This is a genomic window from Pseudomonas sp. ADAK21, from assembly GCF_012935735.1.
Lineage (GTDB): Bacteria > Pseudomonadota > Gammaproteobacteria > Pseudomonadales > Pseudomonadaceae > Aquipseudomonas > Aquipseudomonas proteolytica.
The window spans coordinates 2,659,926-2,675,168 of record NZ_CP052857.1 but is presented as its reverse complement, the minus strand read 5'-3'; the positions used below and the strand labels follow the sequence as shown (position 1 = coordinate 2,675,168).

At 62.0% G+C, this 15,243-nt stretch carries 11 protein-coding genes; 4 read left to right on the top strand and 7 right to left on the bottom strand.

The window, feature by feature from the left end:
- Positions 1-324: 324 nt before the first annotated feature.
- Both amaA and amaB read right to left on the bottom strand, forming a co-directional pair.
- Positions 325-1,608: an L-pipecolate oxidase gene (gene amaA / locus HKK57_RS12035; protein WP_029300509.1), complete on the bottom strand. Its 1,284-nt coding sequence runs from the start codon at positions 1,606-1,608 to the stop codon at positions 325-327.
- A gap of 149 nt (positions 1,609-1,757) precedes the next feature.
- The gene (amaB, locus tag HKK57_RS12030) at positions 1,758-3,248 is read right to left on the bottom strand and encodes an L-piperidine-6-carboxylate dehydrogenase (RefSeq protein ID WP_169390211.1); all 1,491 of its coding nucleotides are present in this window, start codon (positions 3,246-3,248) and stop codon (positions 1,758-1,760) included.
- 149 nt (positions 3,249-3,397) lie between these two features.
- Here amaB and HKK57_RS12025 point away from each other — a divergent pair, with 149 nt between their 5' ends.
- The 3 genes from HKK57_RS12025 to nadE all read left to right on the top strand — a co-directional run bounded on the left by HKK57_RS12025 (position 3,398) and on the right by nadE (position 6,482).
- Entirely contained in the window at positions 3,398-4,288 is an 891-nt protein-coding gene (locus HKK57_RS12025) for a LysR family transcriptional regulator (RefSeq protein WP_169390210.1), read from the top strand.
- A gap of 148 nt (positions 4,289-4,436) precedes the next feature.
- Entirely contained in the window at positions 4,437-5,651 is a 1,215-nt protein-coding gene (gene pncB, locus HKK57_RS12020) for a nicotinate phosphoribosyltransferase (protein WP_029300515.1), read from the top strand.
- Between the two features lie 3 nt (positions 5,652-5,654).
- On the top strand, positions 5,655-6,482 hold the full coding sequence (nadE, locus tag HKK57_RS12015; RefSeq protein ID WP_070996420.1) for an ammonia-dependent NAD(+) synthetase: 828 nt from the start codon (positions 5,655-5,657) through the stop codon (positions 6,480-6,482).
- A gap of 133 nt (positions 6,483-6,615) precedes the next feature.
- On the opposite strand, the gene azu is transcribed toward nadE, so the two are convergent.
- The gene (gene azu, locus HKK57_RS12010) at positions 6,616-7,062 is read right to left on the bottom strand and encodes an azurin (RefSeq protein WP_154907262.1); all 447 of its coding nucleotides are present in this window, start codon (positions 7,060-7,062) and stop codon (positions 6,616-6,618) included.
- Positions 7,063-7,444: 382 nt separating this feature from the next.
- Between azu and HKK57_RS12005 the strand changes: the two genes are divergently transcribed.
- On the top strand, positions 7,445-7,633 hold the full coding sequence (locus tag HKK57_RS12005; protein ID WP_029300522.1) for a hypothetical protein: 189 nt from the start codon (positions 7,445-7,447) through the stop codon (positions 7,631-7,633).
- A gap of 155 nt (positions 7,634-7,788) precedes the next feature.
- On the opposite strand, the gene HKK57_RS12000 is transcribed toward HKK57_RS12005, so the two are convergent.
- The 4 genes from HKK57_RS12000 to HKK57_RS11985 all read right to left on the bottom strand — a co-directional run bounded on the left by HKK57_RS12000 (position 7,789) and on the right by HKK57_RS11985 (position 15,243).
- Entirely contained in the window at positions 7,789-8,679 is an 891-nt protein-coding gene (locus HKK57_RS12000) for a transglutaminase family protein (RefSeq protein WP_169390209.1), read from the bottom strand.
- Complete coding sequence (locus tag HKK57_RS11995) at positions 8,679-11,165, bottom strand: circularly permuted type 2 ATP-grasp protein (RefSeq protein ID WP_029300526.1); 2,487 nt, start codon at positions 11,163-11,165, stop codon at positions 8,679-8,681. Before HKK57_RS11995 ends, HKK57_RS12000 begins: the two co-directional genes overlap by 1 nt.
- A gap of 97 nt (positions 11,166-11,262) precedes the next feature.
- The gene (locus HKK57_RS11990) at positions 11,263-14,547 is read right to left on the bottom strand and encodes a transglutaminase family protein (RefSeq protein ID WP_169390208.1); all 3,285 of its coding nucleotides are present in this window, start codon (positions 14,545-14,547) and stop codon (positions 11,263-11,265) included.
- A gap of 237 nt (positions 14,548-14,784) precedes the next feature.
- Positions 14,785-15,243 (bottom strand): hypothetical protein, encoded by a 459-nt coding sequence (locus HKK57_RS11985; protein ID WP_169390207.1) that lies wholly within the window; start codon positions 15,241-15,243, stop codon positions 14,785-14,787.

The following is a 15,243-nucleotide window of genomic DNA, read 5'->3' as shown; positions in this document are numbered from 1 at the left end:
CTTCACTGGAAAGCTGAGAGCAAGCAGCGTGCCATTGCGTTTTTTTATTTCAGAAAGACACGGTGTCATTGTTATTACAGGTGTTTCGGTGCCTTTTTGGCGGGACGTGCAACCCTCTAGATCACAGAGGTGCAACCAAGGTGCAAAAAAGGTAAAACCCGCTCGATGAACTGATGTCAGCCAGCCATCAAGCGCGCCTTAGAGCATCTGTAACCATGTGCGTAACGGAAGTGCACATTTACAGTGCGTCACTGCTACGACTCGCACCAATACAGATTAGTAGCCGGCTAAGAAAATGCCGGCTTCTGAAGGGTATTTCGCTGATCAGATGACAATTCGCAGGCATTGGCCGGCGTGGTACAGCGAAAACCCCGCCTCGTACAGGCAACTGCGCAGGCCTACACCGGCCAGCGGCTGCATCGGCGCAAACGGAATCGGCAAGGCCTGGGGATCCTGGTGGCACAAATAGTCGGCAAATGCCTTGCCCACCACGCTGCCCGTGGTCACGCCACGCCCGTTGTAGCCAGTGACCGCCACCAAGCCGGGCGCTGGCTCGAAAAGCCGCATCAAATGGTCTGGGGTAAAGGCGATGCAGCCGGTCCAGGTGCATTCCCAGTCCACCGCCTTGAGGAACGGGAAGTAGTGCTGCTGCACGCGGTCAGCCCAGGCCTTGAGGAACCACACAGGTTTCTGGTTGCCATTGCCCAGGCTGCCGAGCAACAAACGCCCCTCGGCATCGCGGCGGATGCTGCTCAGCACTTGGCGTGTGTCCCAGGAACCCTGGCCGCCCGGCAGGATTTGTTGCGCAGCGTCATCGCTCAATGGCGCCGAAGCCACCTGGTAGTAATAGCCAGGGAAAAAATTGCGCCGCAGCTCGGTCCACTCGCCTTCGGTGTAGGCATTGGAGGCGATCACCACTTGTGCAGCCTGCACCGCGCCCTGGGCAGTTTGCACAGACCAGTGCTGGCCCTGGCGCTCCAGTTGCGTCACCGGGGAATGGTCGAACAACTGCCCGCCCAGGCCCACCGCCGCATTGGCCAGGCCACTGGTGTAGGCCATCGGGTTCAAGGTGCCGGCGCGCCGGTCGAGCAAGGCGGCAGCGATCTTCTTGGTGCCGGTGGCCTGCTCGCACGCAGCACCGGTCAATAACTCCACCGGCGCGCCACGGCGCTTCCATTGTTCCTCGCGGCTGCGCAGGTCGGCTTCGCCACGGGCGTTGTGCGCCATGTGCAATGTGCCCTCGCGGCGCAGTTGGCAATCAATTCTGTACTTGTCGATCAGGCTGAACACCAGGGACGGCGCCGCACCGAGCATGCGGTTGAGCTGGCTGCCCACCGCCGTGCCGAAACCGGCCTCGATGTCGTCCGGGGGGATCCACATCCCGGCGTTGACCAGGCCCACGTTACGCCCCGAACCGCCATGGCCGGTGCGATGGGCCTCCAGCACGCAGACACTTTTGCCTTGCTCCAGCAGATGGATGGCCGCCGACAAACCGGTGATACCGGCGCCAATCACACACACATCCACCTTGACCTCGCCCGTGAGCGCGGCGCGATCTGGCCGGCCAGGGGTCAGTTGTTCCCACAAACACGCTTCGCGTAATGGCATTGCCAGACTCCGGGATGAGACCTAACAAACAATTGTTGAACTGCAAACCCGATCAACTGTGGGAGCTGGCTTGCCTGCGATAGCGGTATTGGATTCGCCATCGCCATCGCAGGCAAGCCAGCTCCCACATTGACCGCATTTCGGCTGGCTCAGTCGAAGGTAATGCCCTGGGCCAGCGGCAATTCCAGCGAATAGTTCACGGTATTGGTCTGCCGGCGCATGTACCCGCGCCACGCATCCGAACCCGATTCACGCCCGCCACCGGTTTCTTTTTCACCGCCAAACGCGCCGCCGATCTCCGCACCGCTGGGGCCGATATTGACGTTGGCGATCCCGCAATCACTGCCTATCGCCGACATGAACTGCTCGGCCTCGCGCACATCGGTGGTAAAGATGCACGACGACAAGCCCTGTGGCACAGCGTTGTTCAGGCGCAATGCCTCGCTGAAGTCCTTGTAGCCGACCACATACAGGATCGGCGCGAACGTTTCGTTGCACACCACATCGCTCTGCTCGGGCATTTCCACAATGGCCGGCGACACGTAGTACGCGTCAGGGAACTGCTCCTGCAACTGGCGCTTGCCGCCAAACACCTTGCCACCTTCGCTCAGGGCCTGCTCCAACGCGTCCTGCATGTTTTCAAAGCTGTGTTTGTCGATCAGCGGGCCGACCAGGTTGCCTTGCAGCGGGTGGCCGATGCGCACCTTGGAATAGGCGGCCTTGAGGCGCGTGACGATTTCTTCCTTGACCGACTCATGGGCGATCAACCGGCGCAGGCTGGTGCAACGCTGACCGGCGGTACCCACCGCGCTGAACAGGATCGCGCGCACGGCCATGTCCAGGTCGGCGCTGGGGCCGAGGATCATCGCGTTGTTGCCGCCCAGCTCAAGAATGCTGCGGGCAAACCGCGCGGCGACCTTGGGCGCCACTTCGCGGCCCATGCGCGTGCTGCCGGTGGCGCTGATCAGTGCCACACGTGGGTCGTCCACCAGGGCAGCGCCGGCGTCACGCCCGCCAATGACCACCTGGCAGAGGTACGGCGGTGCATCGCTGAAGTTTTTCGCCACCCGCTCGAACAGCGCCTGGCAGGCCAGGGCGGTGAGCGGGGTCTTTTCCGAAGGCTTCCAGATCACCGCGTTGCCGCACACCAGCGCCAGCGCGGTGTTCCATGCCCACACCGCCACCGGGAAGTTGAAGGCGCTGATCACGCCGACCACGCCCAGCGGGTGCCAGGTTTCCCGCATATGGTGGCCAGGGCGCTCGGAGGCGATGGTCAACCCGTACAACTGGCGCGACAGGCCCACGGCGAAGTCGCAGATGTCGATCATTTCCTGCACTTCCCCCAGGCCTTCCTGGGTGATTTTGCCGGCTTCCCAAGACACCAACTCGCCCAGGTCGGCCTTGTACTCACGCAGCAGGTCGCCGAACTGGCGCACCAGCTCACCGCGACGGGGTGCCGGCAGCTTGCGCCAGGCGTCGAATGCATGCTCGGCGCGACTGACCTGCTGTTCGACCTCGGCGGCCCCTTCCCAGTGCACACTGGCGATGCGGCTGCCATCGATGGGTGAATGCACAGGCTGTTTACCGGCCTGGTACAACGCCGGGTCTACGCCGAGACGATCAAGCAATGCGGCAACCATGGGTCACTCCTTCAATCCACACAAAAATTGCGCCGCGACCAACACGACGATCAGCGCTTATTTGTAGCTGGCCCAGGACTTGCCAACAAACGACCTTTAGGCGAGATATCATTCCGTTTATTCATGCCAAAACAAAAAAGAGGCAGGCCGTGCTCAATAAAAGACATTTACCCTCGATCACCGCCCTGCAGTGCTTCGAGGCCGTGACCCGCCACCTGAGCTTCACCCGCGCCGCCGAGGAACTGAACCTTACACAGAGCGCGGTCAGCAAGCAGGTGGCGCAGCTGGAAGAGTTGCTGCAACACCTGTTGTTTCGCCGGGTGCGCCGCCGCTTGCAGATGACCCCCGCGGGCGATCTGTACCTGGTGGAAGTGCGAAAGATCTTGAGCCAGGTGGAGATGTCGACCCACTACCTGCGCTCCTACGGCGGCGAGACCGAAGTACTGCGCGTGTCCACGCCCTACACCTTCGGCGCCCGCTGGCTGGTGCCGCGCCTCAAGGGCTGGCGCCTGCGCCACCCGCAGATTCACTTGGACCTGTGCAACGAGCAGACCCCGGACGAGTTGCTGCAAGGCAAGGCCGACTTGGCGTTTTACTTCGGCACAGGCTCGCGACCGGGCACCGAGAGCCTCAAGTTGTTCGGCGAAGAGTTGGTACCGGTGTGCGCTCCCGAGAGCCTGCCGGCCCAGCCGTTGCGTGACCCCACGCAACTGAGCGAACTGGTGCTGCTGCAAAACGCCTCGCGCCCCCAGGGCTGGCACGACTGGTTCGCCAGCCTGGGCTACCAGACCGAGCACAGCTACCACGGGCCGCGCTTTGACACCTTCTATATGTGCATCCGCGCCGCCCAGGTGGGCTGTGGCGTGGCGCTTCTGCCACGGTTCCTGGTGGAAGAAGAGCTGGCAGACGGCAAGTTGGTGATCCCCTGGCAGCATGCAATGCCCAGCCAGGATGCGTACTACCTGGCGTATCCAGAGCATTCGGCGGAGGTGCCCAAGGTGCGGGATTTTGTGAAGTGGATGATGGAGCAGGTTATTTAGCCTCTGGAATGCTCCCACATTTGGAATGCATTCTCCTGTGGGAGCTGGCTTGCCTGCGATGACGCCAGAGGCCACGACAAAAAAACCTCTGGCAAAACAACACAGGTCTATGCGCCACTAGCGCCATTCTTGTCTGGAGATTCCCGTTATGAGCGAGAGTGTGTTTGCCGATCGCATCGTGCAGAACCTGCTCGACACCGACTTCTACAAGCTGACCATGATGCAGGCGGTGCTGCACAACTACCCCAATGTGGAAGTTGAATGGGAATTCCGTTGCCGTAACAGCGAAGACCTGCGCCCGTATCTGGCAGAAATCCGTTACCAGATCGAGCGCCTGGCCGAGTTGAGCCTGAGCCCGGATCAACTGGGCTTTCTGGAACGCATCAGCTTCATGAAGCCGGACTTCCTGCGCTTCCTCGGCCTGTTCCGCTTCAACCTGCGCTACGTGCAGACCGGCATCGAGAACGGCGAGTTGTTTATCCGCCTGCGCGGCCCGTGGCTGCATGTGATCCTGTTTGAAGTACCACTGCTGGCCATCGTCAGCGAAGTGCGCAACCGCTATCGCTACCAGACCATCATCCTGGAGCAGGCGCGCGAGCAGTTGTATCGCAAGTTCGACTGGCTGAGCGCCAACGCCAGCAGCGACGAGCTGGCCGAGTTGCAGGTCGCGGACTTCGGCACGCGCCGGCGCTTCTCCTACCGCGTGCAGGAGGAAGTGGTGAATGTGCTCAAGCACGACTTCCCCGGCCGTTTCGTCGGCACCAGCAACGTACACCTGGCCCGCGAGCTGGACATGAAACCCCTGGGCACCATGGCCCATGAGTGGATCATGGCCCACCAGCAGCTGGGCCCGCGGCTGATCGACAGCCAGATCGCCGCGCTCGATTGCTGGGTTCGCGAGTACCGTGGCCTGCTGGGTATCGCCCTGACCGATTGCATCACCACCGATGCCTTCCTCAGCGATTTCGATCTGTACTTCGCCAAGCTGTTCGACGGCCTGCGCCACGACTCTGGCGACCCGGTGCAGTGGGCCGAAAAAGCCATCGCCCATTACCATAAGCTGGGCATCGAGCCCATGAGCAAGACCCTGGTGTTCTCCGACAGCCTGACGCTGCCCAAGGCCCTGGAGATTTTCCGCGCGCTGCGTGGACGGATCAATGTCAGCTTTGGCATCGGTACCAACCTGACCTGTGACATTCCAGGTGTGGAACCGATGAGCATCGTGCTTAAAATGACCGCCTGCAATGGCCAGCCCGTGGCGAAGATTTCCGATGAAGCGGGCAAGACCCACTGCACGGATCCGAACTTCGTCGCCTATTTGCGCCACGTTTTCAAAGTACCTGCCATCTCTAGCGAGGAGTGAATCATGCAAGCCGTACAGCGTGAGATTGCCCAACAGCTCAAGGTCCAACCACCGTTCCAGGACCACGCCGCACTTGAAGCAGAAGTGGCCCGGCGGATCACCTTTATCCAGGACTGCCTGCTCAATTCGGGGCTCAAGACCCTGGTGCTCGGCATCAGCGGCGGCGTCGACTCCCTGACCGCCGGCCTGTTGGCCCAACGCGCGATGAAAGAGCTGCGCGCCCTCAAAGGCGATGACGCTTACCGTTTTATCGCGGTGCGCCTGCCTTACGAGACCCAGTTCGACGAACACGATGCCCAGGCCAGCGTCGACTTTATCAACCCCGACGAGCGCCACACGGTGAATATCGGCGCGGCGGTCAAGGCCCTGGCCAATGAAGTGGCGGCCTTCGAAGGCAAGGCGGCGGTGTCCCGTGACTTTGTGCTGGGCAATACCAAGGCGCGGATGCGCATGGTCGCGCAATACACCATCGCCGGCGCGGCGAGCGGCCTGGTGATCGGTACCGACCATGCGGCGGAAGCGGTAATGGGTTTTTTCACCAAGTTCGGCGATGGCGCCTGCGACCTGGCACCGTTGAGCGGGCTGGTGAAAAACCAGGTACGGGCGATTGCCCGGCACTTTGGTGCGCCTGAGTCGCTGGTGGAGAAGATCCCGACCGCCGACCTGGAAGACCTGTCACCGGGCAAGCCGGATGAAGCGTCCCATGGCGTGACCTATACCGAGATCGATGCATTCCTGCACGGCGAACCGGTGCGTGAAGAGGCGTTCAGGATTATCTGCGAGACCTATCGCAAGACTGAGCACAAGCGGGTGATGCCGTTTGCGCCGTGAGGTGAGCCTGATAGTTGCGTATTGATTGTCAGACCGCTATCGCGGGCAAGCCCGCTCCCACATTTGAATGTATTCACAAATCAAAATGTGGGAGCTGGCTTGCCTGCGATGAACGATAACGCAGTCTTGAGCCTTACTTCAGAGTCACAGTGCCTTTCATCATCGCGATGTGGCCTGGGAACGAGCAGAAGAACATGTATTTGCCGTCAGCCTTGAGCTTGGACACATCGAAGGTCACCGAGTCGGTTTCACCAGCGCCGATGATCTTGGTATGGGCGATGATGCGGGTATCGCCTTCTTTCAGGTAGTTCTTGTCGATACCGGCGGCCATGCCTTCGGTTGCAACCGGCTGCATATCAGCCTCAGTGGTCAGCACCCAGTTATGGCCCATGACGTTCTTCGGCAGGTTGCCAGAGTGCTTCAGATCAACGGTGAACGTCTTGCAGCTCTTGTCGATTTCAATGGCCTTGGTGTCGAAGGACATTTGGTCAGTGGAGTCGACAGTGACCTTGCACTCTGCAGCAAGCAACTGGCCGCTAGCCAGCGTCAGCAGGGAAACAGCAACGATTTTGGCAAACATGTGAATCTCCAAGGCAGGGTTTAAAAAACGCATGTGCGACAAGGGTGCCTGAGGCAGGCAAATGTTCCAATGATCTGAATCAACAGATTGTATACAACTTTAGGCTATCAGACTGATCGACAGAATCAACCGGCCAAAGTGCCGCACACGACCTATGATCGGCCCATCTTTACTTCCTGGAGTCCGAGCCATGCACCTCAACAGCCTGTTGCGCAGCTTGCTTGCCACTTACGCCTGTGGCGCCAGCGGTACTTACGAAACGGTTAATGTCGACTAACGTTTAATCGGCAAAGGCGATTCTGAAACCCGATTAACCCTTGGGGCGCGTTTAAAGGCAGAATAGCCGCCGCTCAACCTCACCTTCGACCCCAGAGGATCGCCCATGGCAAAACCTAATTACTCCTTCGCCAAACGTCAGAGAGACTTGGCCAAGGAACAGAAGAAAGAGGAAAAGCTGCAACGCAAGAAAGCTGCAGCTGACGAAGAAGCAAGCGCACTGAACCCGGATGCCGAAGGTGAAGTGGCTGCTGATGACACTGAAACCCCGAAAGACCCTGCACCTGAGGCCTGAACACCCGCCTCAATGAATACCTGACCTGTATGTGGCGAGCGGGCTCGCCCCGCGTTGGACTGCGCAGCAGTCCCATTTCTGGGGCCGCTTCGCGCCCCAACGCGGGCGATGCGGCGTTCCGACAAGCCCGCTCGCCACAACACGGGAACCATCGGTTATTCCAGCGGCATGACCGTTACCCGCACTTCCGGGTCATGGCTCCCTCCTCCCAGAATCACCCCGCGCAACGGCGAAACATCTGAAAAATCCCGGCCCCAGGCCAGGGTGATGTGCTCCAGTGCCGGCTGCACATTGTTCGTCGGGTCAAAATCCACCCAGCCCGACCACGGGCAAAACACCGATACCCACGCGTGCGACGCATCGGCGCCGATCAGCCGTGGCTGGCCGGGCGGTGGCTGGGTCAGCAGGTAGCCACTGATGTAACGTGCCGCCAGGCCCCGTGAGCGCAGGCAGGCGAGCATCAGGTGGGCAAAGTCCTGGCACACCCCTCGTCGACGCTCCAGCACCTCCACCAGCGGCGTGGCGACCTGGGTGGCTTCGGCATCGAAGGTGAACTCGCTGAAAATCTTCTCCATCAACCCCTGCACCCCCAACAACAGCGGGCGACCGGGCGCAAAGCAGCTCTCGGAAAACTCGACGAAGTTTTTCTTCAAATGCACGTAGGGCGATTCGAAACGATAGCGGCACGCCTCGATCGCCTCTGCCGACAGCGGCTGGCCGCTGTAGCTCAGGCTGTTGCGGGTCTGGTCCCAGGGTGGTGACTGGCTGAAGTCCAGTACCGGCCGGGCCAGTACTTCGACGGTCAAGCCGGCGTTGACCAGCAATTCATCATGGGGCCGCTCGAACGCCAGCCGGGTGATGGGGTTGCCAAACACGTCCAGCTCATCGCGGCGCGCGGTCGGCTCGGGGCTGATCTGCAACTGGTGCGAGGTGCAGCGCTGCCAGGCACAGGGGCGCGGCCACAGGTGCGCCAGTTGCTGGGCCAGGGACACCGGGCTGTCGTAGTGATAATGGGTGTCGTGGAAAATCTGATAGCGCGCGCTCATTACACAGACACCGTTTGCTGGCTGACATCATCCACGTGGGCAAAATGGCGCAGGGCCAGGCGATCAGAAACTTGCCCGCTCTCATCGGCGACAGCCTGCAACAGGTCCGCCAGGCCATCGAGGGCCGCACGCACGCTGGCGTCGCCAAACAACGGGTTCTCCAGGCAACCCAGGTCAAAGCGCGCCAGGCGCTCCACCAGCGGTGCCAGGCCGGTCTCCCGGGGTACGCCGAAGTCATCGTTGAGCCGGCGCAAGGTGCGGCTCACCAGCTTGAGCTGGAACAGCACCGCATGGGGGTTCTGTTCATCCAGCAGCAACAGGTCCAGCACCGGAATCAATTGCGGCACCGCCAGGTAGCGCGAACGGTAGGTGATGCTGCTGTTGCCCAGTTCCAGCAACCACTCCAGCCCGGCCTGATCGAACACCGCTACCCCGCGCAGGAAGGCCGCGAGGCTGCTGCTGAGAAACTGCAGGCGCTCGATGCGCCGGCCCATCATCAAAAAGCGCCAGCCTTCGTCGCGGGTCATGTCGTCGAGGGCAAAGCCGGACAAGGCCGCCAGGGACATTACCAGGCGATTGAGGAAGTCCAGCAGTTCACCAAAATCCGGCGTCTCGCGTTCCAGCTCCAGGGCTTCGCGCTGCAACTCCACCAGGGCCTGCCAGTTCTCCCGGGACAGCTTGCCGCGCACCTGGGACGCCGCCCACTGCAGACGCTGCAGGTTGGCGCGCAGGCTCGATGGCCAGTCATCACCGAGCAGGGCCTGCAGCAGGCGCTCGGGCAACTCGCCCTCCTCCGGCAGCAGGCGCAGGCTTTCCCCCAGTTCCACGGCGGCCTGCAAGGCCAGGGGGTCGTCACCGTCGACATAGCGCGCCAGGACGATGCGCAGCCAGCGTGCACTGTCATCACAGCGCTCACAGTAACGGCCGAACCAGAACAGGTTTTCTACGACCCGCGAAGGCAGGTACGGGTCGCGACGTACCAGGTCATGGGTGCCGATCGCCCGCTGCGCGCGCCATTGCTCGCCACCGGGCGCACGCTCGCCCAGCACCCAGGTGTCCTTGCTCGCCCCGCCACGCTGCATCGAGACCACTTCGGCATCGGCCTGCGCTGCCACGCGGGTCAGGCCACCCGGCAGCACCCGGTAGCCATCCTCACCGGCCACTGCGTACACGCGCATGCCGATGGCGCGATGTTGCAGATGGTCATCCACGGTATGCCAGACCGGCGCCTGGGACAGTTGGGCCAACTCCTGGGCCACATAGGCGTAGGGTCGCGCCAGCATGCGCTCGGCCAGGGCCTGGCGTTGCTCATCGTTCAGGTCGCGGCCAAACACCGGGGCAAAACTTTGCGAAGGGAACGCCGGCTTGATCAGCAGTTCCGGCAGTTTTTCCAGGGCTTCGGCCAGCACCGGCGCTTCGCCGCACCACCAGGTGGCGATGGACGGCAGGATCAGTTCTTCGCCAAACAGAAACTGGTTGATCTTGGGCAGGAACCCCAGCAGCCCGGGCGATTCCAGCACGCCCGCGCCCAGGGCGTTGGCCACCAGCACATTGCCCTGGCGTACCGCGTCCAGCAGGCCGGGTACGCCCAGGGCCGAGTCGGTACGCAGTTCCAGGGGGTCGCAGAAATCATCGTCCAAGCGCCGCATGATTGCGTGCACACGGCGCAGACCACTGAGGGTCTTGAGGTACACGGTGCTGTCGCGCACGGTCAGGTCGCCGCCTTCTACCAATGGGTAGCCAAGCTGACGGGCCAGGTACAGGTGTTCGAAATAGCTTTCATTGAAGCGCCCCGGGGTCAGCAGCACGATCAGCGGCGGCTGGTCATCGCCGGGCGCCTGGCGGGCCAGGGTTTCCTGCAGGGTGCGGAAGAACCCGGTGAGGTGCTGCACCTGCAAGTCGCGATACAAATCCGGGAATGCGCGGGAGACGATGGTGCGGTTTTCCAGGGCATAACCGGCGCCGGACGGCGCCTGGGTACGGTCCGCCGTGACCCACCAGCGGCCATCCGGGGTGCGCGCAAGGTCCACCGCATACAGGTGCAGGAACACCCCATCGGGCGGCTGGATGCCCTGGCACGGCCACAGGAAGTTGTTATGGCCAAACACCAGCTCAGCCGGCAGCAAGCCTTCGGCAATCAGGCGTTGCGGGCCATACAGGTCGGCCAGCACCGCGTTGAGCAGCCGCGCACGCTGGGCGATACCCGCCGCCAAATGCGCCCATTCATCCGCAGCCAATACGTGGGGTAGCAAGTCCAGCTCCCAGGGGCGGTCGGCGCCCTTGGGGTCGGCGTAGACGTTATAGGTCACGCCGTTTTCCTGGATCTGGCGGGTCAGTAGCGCTTGGCGCTGGGCCAACTGCGCCGGGGTGCTGCGCTGCAGGTGGTCGAGCAGGCGCTGCCAATGGGCGCGCACCGCGCCGCTGTCGTCCAGCAGTTCGTGATAAGTGCCCGCAGTCAGCGGGTAACGGTCGAGCAAGTCGGACATGGAACGCTCGGCAGGGGCAAGGGAAGGCAGATTAACTCACAAACACTGCAAATCTACTGTAGGAGCGGGCTTGCCGGCTCCTACAGCAGATTTGTGTTTAGTCATTTTTATGGGGAAAACGCCGTAGGTCCAGGGTCATAGGCAGTTCATCGTTGATCACCACCGGTGGTATCGGCAACTTCCCGGGGCTATGCCCCAAGCGGAAAAAGCGCGCCATGCGCCGGCTCTCCGCTTCATTGGCATTGACCGGCAGGCTGTCGTAATTGCGCCCTCCCGGATGGGCCACGTGGTACTGGCAACCGCCCAGGGAGCGCTGCATCCACGTATCGAGCAGATCGAATACCAAAGGTGCGTGCACCGCAATGGTCGGCTGCAGGCAGTTGGCCGGTTGCCAGGCGCGATAACGTACGCCCGCGACGAACTCGCCCACCCGGCCCGTGGCGTGCAGCGGCACGGCCACGCCGTTGCAGGTCAGCACATAGCGCTGGGGTGGCAAGCCGCTGAGTTTCACCTGCAAACGCTCAAGGGATGAATCCACATAGCGCACCGTACCACCCGCGGCGCCCTCTTCGCCCAGCACATGCCAGGGCTCCAGGGCCTGGCGCAGTTCCAGCTCGATACCGCTGACGGCATAGTCGCCGACCTTGGGAAAACGGAACTCCAGGTGTGCGGCAAACCATTCGGCACGCAGCGGATAACCGGCCGCGTTGAGTTCGACGATCACGTCGGCAAAATCCTGCTCGATAAAGTGCGGCAGCAGGAACCGGTCGTGCAGCTCCGTGCCCCAGCGCGCCAGCTTTGGCGGCGCGTAGGGCTCACGCCAGAAGCGCGCCACCAGGGCTCGCAACAGCAACTGCTGGGTCAGGCTCATGCGTGCGTGGGGCGGCATCTCAAAGGCACGCAGCTCCAGCAAACCCAGGCGCCCGGTGGCGCCGTCGGGGGAGTAGAGCTTGTCGATGCAAAACTCGGCGCGGTGGGTGTTGCCAGTCACGTCGATCAGCAGGTTGCGCAGTAAGCGGTCCACCAGCCACGGTGGGCATTCCTCGCCTGGCGCGGGCATCTGCGCGAAGGCGATTTCCAGTTCATACAACGCATCGTTGCGCGCCTCATCCACCCGTGGCGCCTGTGAGGTGGGGCCGATAAACAGCCCGGAAAACAGGTACGACAAGGACGGGTGATTGTGCCAGTAGCTGATCAGGCTGCGCAGCAGGTCCGGGCGGCGCAGGAACGGCGAATCCTTGGGCGTGGCGCCGCCCAGCACGAAGTGGTTGCCGCCGCCGGTGCCGGTGTGGCGCCCGTCGATCATGAATTTTTCGGTGGTCAGGCGAGTTTGCCGGGCTTCCTCATAGAGGAACTCGGTGCGTTCCACCAATTCATCCCAGGTTGTCGATGGCTGCACGTTGACTTCGATCACGCCTGGGTCGGGCGTGACGCGGAAGTTGCTCAGGCGTGGATCGCTCGGCGGCTCGTAGCCTTCCAGCAGCACCGGGCAATACAGTTCCTGGGCGGTGGCCTCGATGGCGGCCACCAGTTCCAGGTAGTCCTCGACCCGCTCCAGGGGCGGCATGAACAGGTAGAGCCGCCCCCCGCGCGCTTCGGCACACAACGCGGTGCGGGTCAGCCAGTCAGCGGACTCGTCGACCTTGGGCACACGCTCGTCGATGGGAGCGGGCTCGCCAGGCGCTGGCGCGGTGAAGGGCAGCTCCGGCAGGTCCTGATTGGGGTCGGTCGGATGCACAAAGGGGTAGTCTGCCGCCGTCACCCAAGGCTGTGAGGCCAGGGGCAAGCGATAGCCCAGCGGCGAATCACCCGGTACCAGCCGGCAATGGCTGTCGCGCAGGTACCACCGGCCACTCTGCCAGCGATCATTGGCCGCCGTGCGCGCCAGGGGCAGTACATGGCCGATGACTTTATCCAGGCCCTGGCTGAATACCTTGCGCAGGCGTTCGCGCTCCAGCCCATCCTCCAGGCGTGAATCCTCGGCGCTGACGTTCTGGGGCAAGGCACCTTCGCGCCACAGGTAGTAAAAATTGTCCTCGAAGGCCGGGAATACATAGCGCGCGGGGAGTTTCAGGCGCTCGGCAATGCTCGCCAGGAAGCGCCCGGCCATCACGTCATCGGCGCCGTAGTCTTGCTGCTCGTCGGCAATCAACGCGTCGTTGTGCCAGACCGGCACGCCATCGCGGCGCCAATGGCAATTGAGCGACCAACGCGGCAGTTGCTCGCCGGGGTACCACTTGCCCTGGCCGAAATGCACCAGGCCCTTGGGCGCGTAATGCTTGCGCATGCGCTGGAACAACTCGGCAGACAGTCGGCGCTTGTCCGGGCCGAGGGCGGCGGTGTTCCATTCGGCACCGTCGGGGTCGTCGATGGAAACAAACGTCGGCTCGCCGCCCATGGTCAGGCGCACATCGTCCTTGAGCAGGTCGCCATCGATCTGCCGGCCCAGGGCCTGGATCGCCAGCCATTGCTCTTCGGTGTAGGGCTTGGTCACCCGGGGGGCTTCCCAGATGCGCTCCACGGACATTTCGTGGGTAAATTCGCACTCACACGGTTCCACCAGCCCACTGATCGGGGCGGCGGACGATGGATCGGGACTACAGGCCAGCGGAATATGGCCTTCACCGGCGAACAACCCGGAGGTGGCATCCAGGCCAATCCAGCCGGCGCCGGGCAAATACACCTCGCACCAGGCGTGCAGGTCGGTGAAGTCCACCTCGGTGCCAGACGGGCCGTCGAGGGCCTTGACGTCGGCGGTGAGCTGGATCAGGTAACCGGAGACAAATCGCGCCGCCAAGCCCAGGTTGCGCAGCAATTGCACCAGCAGCCAGGCCGAATCGCGACACGAGCCGGAGGCGTTTTCCAGGGTGAATTCCGGGGTTTGCACGCCCGGCTCCATGCGGATCAGGTAGCCGATATCCGCCGCCAGGCGCTGGTTGAGACCGACCAGGAAATCCACGGCCGGCAGCGGCGTACGGTCGATAGCGGCCAGGTACGCGGCAAATTTTGGCGTCAGCGGCAGGGTTTCCAGGTACGGCGCCAGCTCGCGCTGCTCATCGGCGGCGTAGCTGAAAGGGATTTTTTCGGCGTAGGGTTCAAGGAAAAAGTCGAACGGGTTGAACACCGCCATCTCAGCGACTAGGTCAACTTCGATGCGCAGCTCATTGGTTTTTTCCGGGAACACCAGGCGCGCCAGGTAATTGCCCTGGGGGTCTTGCTGCCAATTGATGAAGTGCTGCTCGGGCAGCACCTTCAGCGCATAGGACAGGATCCGCGTGCGGCTATGAGCCGCCGGGCGCAGGCGCACAATCTGCGGGCCAAGCTCCACCGCACGGTCGTAGCGGTAATGCGTAACATGGTGCAACGCGACATGAATCGACACGGCGGCCTCCTGCGAGCCAGGGCATGGAAACAAAGCGCGCAAGACTTATGCCAGAGCGGCGGTCATTACGCTTTATCGAGGGACCCGGTGCAGTACAGCACCAAAACGGCGCGAGAGTGAACGCCGTGGTGCGAGGGTTGCACATATTTGTGGCGCAAGTGCGGGGCGCAGTGGTGAATCTACCCAATCAACGCTTTTTGCGCGTTGCGATAAAACCGGTTATCGAAGGCGACACCTTCACACGCGACTACTCGATCTAGCGGTTGATTTGACAGACTGCCGAATGCGACGGATTCCAACGAGTTTTGTACGCATCTCTCGTTGGACGTTGCTGTTAAGTGTCACTAATCCAAGGAGTGGGAATAACAGCGCCAACCCGTAGAGACCTTTATGAGGCTGGTACTGAACCATTGGAACTACAAACACCAGACAGGCGAGGTAGATACCGACCATCACCCAAACCCAGGAGGGTCGGCCCCGCAAAATCATAAAGTTGCTATGGACCGTCAACAGAATGAGCAGCGCCCCGACCAACATGATCTTGAGCCCCACTTGAGCCAGCGGCACATCACGAAAATAAGTGACGAACGCCAGCGCCACAGCCAACGCCAACGAAAAATACGCGGCGAATACGCCACCCATAAACGTCAGAAAGTATTGCCTGAAAAAGTCGCGTAGCGTCATCAATTCGCTCAT